Origin of the sequence: Bradyrhizobium altum (genome assembly GCF_020889705.1) — a bacterium.
GTDB classification, from domain to species: domain Bacteria; phylum Pseudomonadota; class Alphaproteobacteria; order Rhizobiales; family Xanthobacteraceae; genus Bradyrhizobium; species Bradyrhizobium altum.
In genome coordinates this window covers 1-3,955 of sequence record NZ_JACMYP010000445.1, presented here as the reverse complement: position 1 = coordinate 3,955, position 3,955 = coordinate 1, and the positions used below count along the sequence as shown (strand labels likewise).

Sequence of the window (3,955 nt, the reverse complement as noted above, 5' to 3'; positions counted from 1 at the left end):
CTGGGATCGCGGCAGCTCGACGGCGGGAACCGGAGCGGCGCGCGCCATCGGCGGCGCGTCGCGCACCGGTGACGTCAGCATCTCGCCAAACTGGTCGCCGAGCGCCGTGATGTCGTCATGTGCGCGCGCAAATCCGGAACTGCGTTTCGCAGGGCGCCGCCGGAACATGCCGAGAAAATCCACCATCCCCGCTTCGCTTCAGCCTTTCACGGTGATCCCGCGACCTTGCCTGCGGACCAATCGATTCGCACAGCAAAGCGCGATCACCCGCGCCTTGAATGAATGGATGCCCCTGTCCCGGCCAACATAACTCCCCCTCAAAGGCACATCGTCCGGCCGGGCCGCTGGAGTAGATACAGTCTCACCCCGCGCGCTTCAACCTCGCGGCCGCAAAATATTATCTAACTTATTGATTTTACTTCGCCTTACGTGAAGCTACTTTGTGAAGCCTATTTCGACTTGCTACCCGGAAGCAGTTGAAGCGGCGACGGGGCTGCAGGGGCCGCGCCGGGGGCGGCCGGTGTGCCGCAGCCGCCCTTGCCGTTCTGTCCGCCCTGCGACTGGATGAACAGGCCCTGCACCTTGCCGCTGTCGGATTCCACCCGCGAGACGCCCGTCGTCATGTCGACCAGCAGGCGGTCGCCGCGCAGCACGTTCTGGCACTGGGTCAGCACCACTTGGCCGCCCCCACCGCCGAGCATGGTGATCAGGTTGGTCTTGGTGTCGAAGATCGCGGTCTCGCCGGTGACGATCTGGTCTTTCTGGGTGACGACGACATTGCCCTTCGCCTCCAGCCGCTTGATCGATGACGCGCCGCCGGGGCCGGGGGTCGCCGATTGGATCGGCGCGCCCTTTTGCGCGGCGGCAGCCTTGGTGCCGCCCGTGGCCGGCGCCGGTGCCGGCGTCGACTTATCCTCGTAGAACACCACCAGCACCTTCGAGGTCATGGTGGTGTCGCCCTGCACGACCTTCACATTGCCGGCGAAGGTCGCCTCCTTCTTCTTGTCGCGCATTTCGAGCGAGGCGGCCTCGATCTGGATCGGCTGGTCGCGGTTCTGCGAAAAGCCCTGCATGGCGTTGGGAACGCCACTCATCGAGCCCTGCGCGGACGCAGCGCCGGCTGCGAACAGCGTGAGCAGAAAGGCCGCAATTGCGATGCCGTGCGGAAAACGTCTCATCATCAAATTCATTTCGGGTTGGCGGACTTGCGCGGCTTCGGTGGCGGCGGAGGTGGCGCGGGCTCGGCGGGCGGGCTCGGATTGTTGTCGCCGAGCTTGTCCAGGTTCATCACGACATTGCCTTCGAACCGCACGAGCTCGCCGCTGTTGTAGATCCTGAGCCGGTCCGATGTCAGCGTGCCCTGGAGCAGCTTGACGTCGACGTGCTCGTCCGACGACACGTTGCCCTTGTTGATGTCGACGAAGGCCTGCGTCAGCTTCGCTTCATAGCCGGTGGAGGACTGCAGGAAGATATCCTGGCGCAGATCGAGCAGCTGCTTCTTGTTGTCGAAGAAGCCGGTGCGCGCATCCATCGTCACGGTCGACTCGTCCTGCTGCGCCACCTTGGCGCGGATCGTCTTCAGCTCGACATGATCGGGATCGGTGACGTCCTGGATCGCCGCCTTGGCCCACATTTCATAGGGCCGCCCTTCGGCCGAGAAGCCGGCGATATGCGGCGATTCCATCGTGATCTTGGTGCCCGACACCACGAGGTTGTCCATCTCGACCGGCAGCTTGGGGATCATTTCGCGGAATGGATTGTAGACCGAGACGAAGATGATCGAGGCCATCGACAGCCCGACCACCGCAGGCACCGCGATGCGCAGGATCCGCACCATGCGGCTGTGCCGCGCGGCGGCGGCAAAGCGCGCCTCGAGGCCCGTCACATAGGCTGGATTCTGAACCGAATTCACCTGAGCTCCAGAGGCGCGGAATTGCCCCTATTCTAGCCGGAGCCGCCCGAATATGCAGCCCGGACCTCGCGTCGCGCCCCCCAAGCCGACTTCAAGGCGGACCACGCGTGAACAGTTTGGCCGAAACGGGGCGGAACCGGCCCTGCTGCGACGAATTCGGCGCCTATCATGAACGGACGAAATCAGGAATGGGCGAAGATGTCCTCGGCCTCCCAGCCGTCGAGATCGAGCCTGGCGCGCGTCGGCAGGAAATCGAAGCAAGCCTTCGCGAGATCGGTCCGTCCCTCGCGCGCCAGCATGACATTCAACTTGTCGCGCAGCGCATGCAGGTGCAGCACGTCGGACGCGGCATAAGCGAGCTGAGCCTCGCTCAGGCTCTGCGCACCCCAGTCGCTCGACTGCTGCTGCTTCGACAATTCGACGTTCAGCACTTCGCGCACCAGATCCTTCAGGCCATGGCGGTCGGTGTAGGTGCGCGACAGACGCGAGGCGATCTTGGTGCAATAGACCGGCGCCGGCATCACACCGAACGTGTTGTAGAGCACCGCGACGTCGAACCGCGCGAAATGGAAGATCTTGGTGATCGCAGGATTGGCGAGCAGCGCCTTCAGGTTCGGCGAGTCGGTGTGCCCCTTCGGAATCTGGATCACGTCGGCGGTGCCGTCACCGTTCGACATCTGCACCACGCAGAGCCGGTCACGGTGCGGATGCAGTCCCATGGTCTCGGTGTCGATTGCCACGGAATCGGTGTAGCGGGACAGATCAGGCAGGTCGCCGCGATGCAGGCGGATGGTCATGCTGTCAAAAACCTCGTCGAATCGCTCTCGGGACAAGCTATCGTTCAATTCCCCGACAGGCGAGCGTGCATCAAGCCTCGTTGTCCAAGCCTTGGCTTGCGTCTCGGCGTCAAAGCCCATCAAGGGCGGAGCGCCGGCAACGCGAACCTCATTGTGCACGCACAGATGGTTCAGGGTTTAGCGCCATTGTGCAGCGGAGACAATGGCTTGGGCGGTCCACAGCGCCCATGCAAGCGCGCCGTTATTGCCAGCTGACGCGCAGCCCGAACCGGCCGGTGATGTCGTCACGGCGGGTGCTGTCCACCGACGTCGTGTAACCCGCGCTCGCATAGGCGCTGATCGTGGGATTGAGCTGCGCGGTAACGCCGGCGCCGATCTCGACGGCTGTGCCGCGGCTTTGCACGCCGATCAGGTCGGTCGTCGCAAAGGCGATGCTGCGGTCATTCGCGGCCGTGTGCCAGAGATTGGCCTCGAGATAGGGGCGCAGTTCGGCGGTGCCGACGGTGAAGGTCGCGGGAACGCGCACGCCGAGCCGGCCGGTTAGCGTATCGGCGCTGCCGGGCGCGACGCTGGAGAAGAAGTCATTGAAGCTGTCGAACGACTGGCGCTGCCAGATCAGTTGCGCCTGTGGCTCGATCGCGAGAAAGCGGTTCAGCGGGATCGGCGCGCCGGCCTCCAGCGACGCGGCGACACCGGTGCCCGACACAAGCGCGCCGACCTGACGATCCGACTGCGGACTTGCACCGTAGAAGCTGCCCATCAGCACGGCGTCGACGTACCAGCCTGAGGGGCCGACATGGGTCCAGTAGCCGCCGACATTCTGGCTGTCGATCGAGAGCGTGCCGGTGCGGACGTTAGTCATGCCGAGCGCGAAGCCGTTGATGGTGCCGCTGGCCCAGCCATACGCATAGAACAAGCCCGCGCGATCATGATGCCCGGGCGCGGACTCAAGGCGCAGGATGTCGACGCCGACCTGCACGCCGGCCATGGTGCCGTCAAAGGAGGGGCTGACCGTGCCGGCCCAGCTCTGCGCGCTGTGCGAACCGTACGCGCGCGCCCACGCCGCCGGCTGTTCGCCGCTGCTGGTCAGCATGGCCTGATCGCCCTGGCGCTGATGGAAGGTGCCGAGCGCCGCGAGCCCGAGCTTCTGCGCGACCTGCGGCAACGCCGAATAGACCGCGACTTCCTCGCGGTAGAGCTCGACGGGCGCTGCGCCTGCCGGCGGCGGCGTCAGCGACGACAGGTC

At 64.9% G+C, this 3,955-nt stretch carries 4 protein-coding genes and 1 pseudogene; all 5 read right to left on the bottom strand.

The window, feature by feature from the left end; genetic code table 11:
• Positions 1 to 186: pseudogene (locus tag H8B02_RS45920) on the bottom strand (LPS export ABC transporter ATP-binding protein); the annotation flags it as partial.
• Positions 187 to 449: 263 nt separating this feature from the next.
• On the bottom strand, positions 450 to 1,181 hold the full coding sequence (locus H8B02_RS45915) for an LptA/OstA family protein (protein WP_376711793.1): 732 nt from the start codon (positions 1,179 to 1,181) through the stop codon (positions 450 to 452).
• Between the two features lie 5 nt (positions 1,182 to 1,186).
• A complete protein-coding gene (gene lptC, locus H8B02_RS45910; protein ID WP_229172309.1) occupies positions 1,187 to 1,912 on the bottom strand; it encodes an LPS export ABC transporter periplasmic protein LptC in 726 nt (241 codons plus the stop codon).
• A 182-nt stretch (positions 1,913 to 2,094) separates the two neighbouring features.
• Positions 2,095 to 2,709: a ribonuclease H-like domain-containing protein gene (locus H8B02_RS45905; protein WP_212312608.1), complete on the bottom strand. Its 615-nt coding sequence runs from the start codon at positions 2,707 to 2,709 to the stop codon at positions 2,095 to 2,097.
• Positions 2,710 to 2,950: 241 nt separating this feature from the next.
• The coding region (locus H8B02_RS45900) for an autotransporter family protein (RefSeq protein WP_229172308.1) at positions 2,951 to 3,955 on the bottom strand (1,005 nt) is incomplete at its 5' end.

Coding starts and splice junctions, on each gene's coding strand:
- H8B02_RS45915 (WP_376711793.1), bottom strand. CDS start 1,181: ATGATGAGACGTTTTCCGCACGGCATCGCAATTGCGGCCTTTCTGCTC.
- H8B02_RS45905 (WP_212312608.1), bottom strand. CDS start 2,709: ATGACCATCCGCCTGCATCGCGGCGACCTGCCTGATCTGTCCCGCTAC.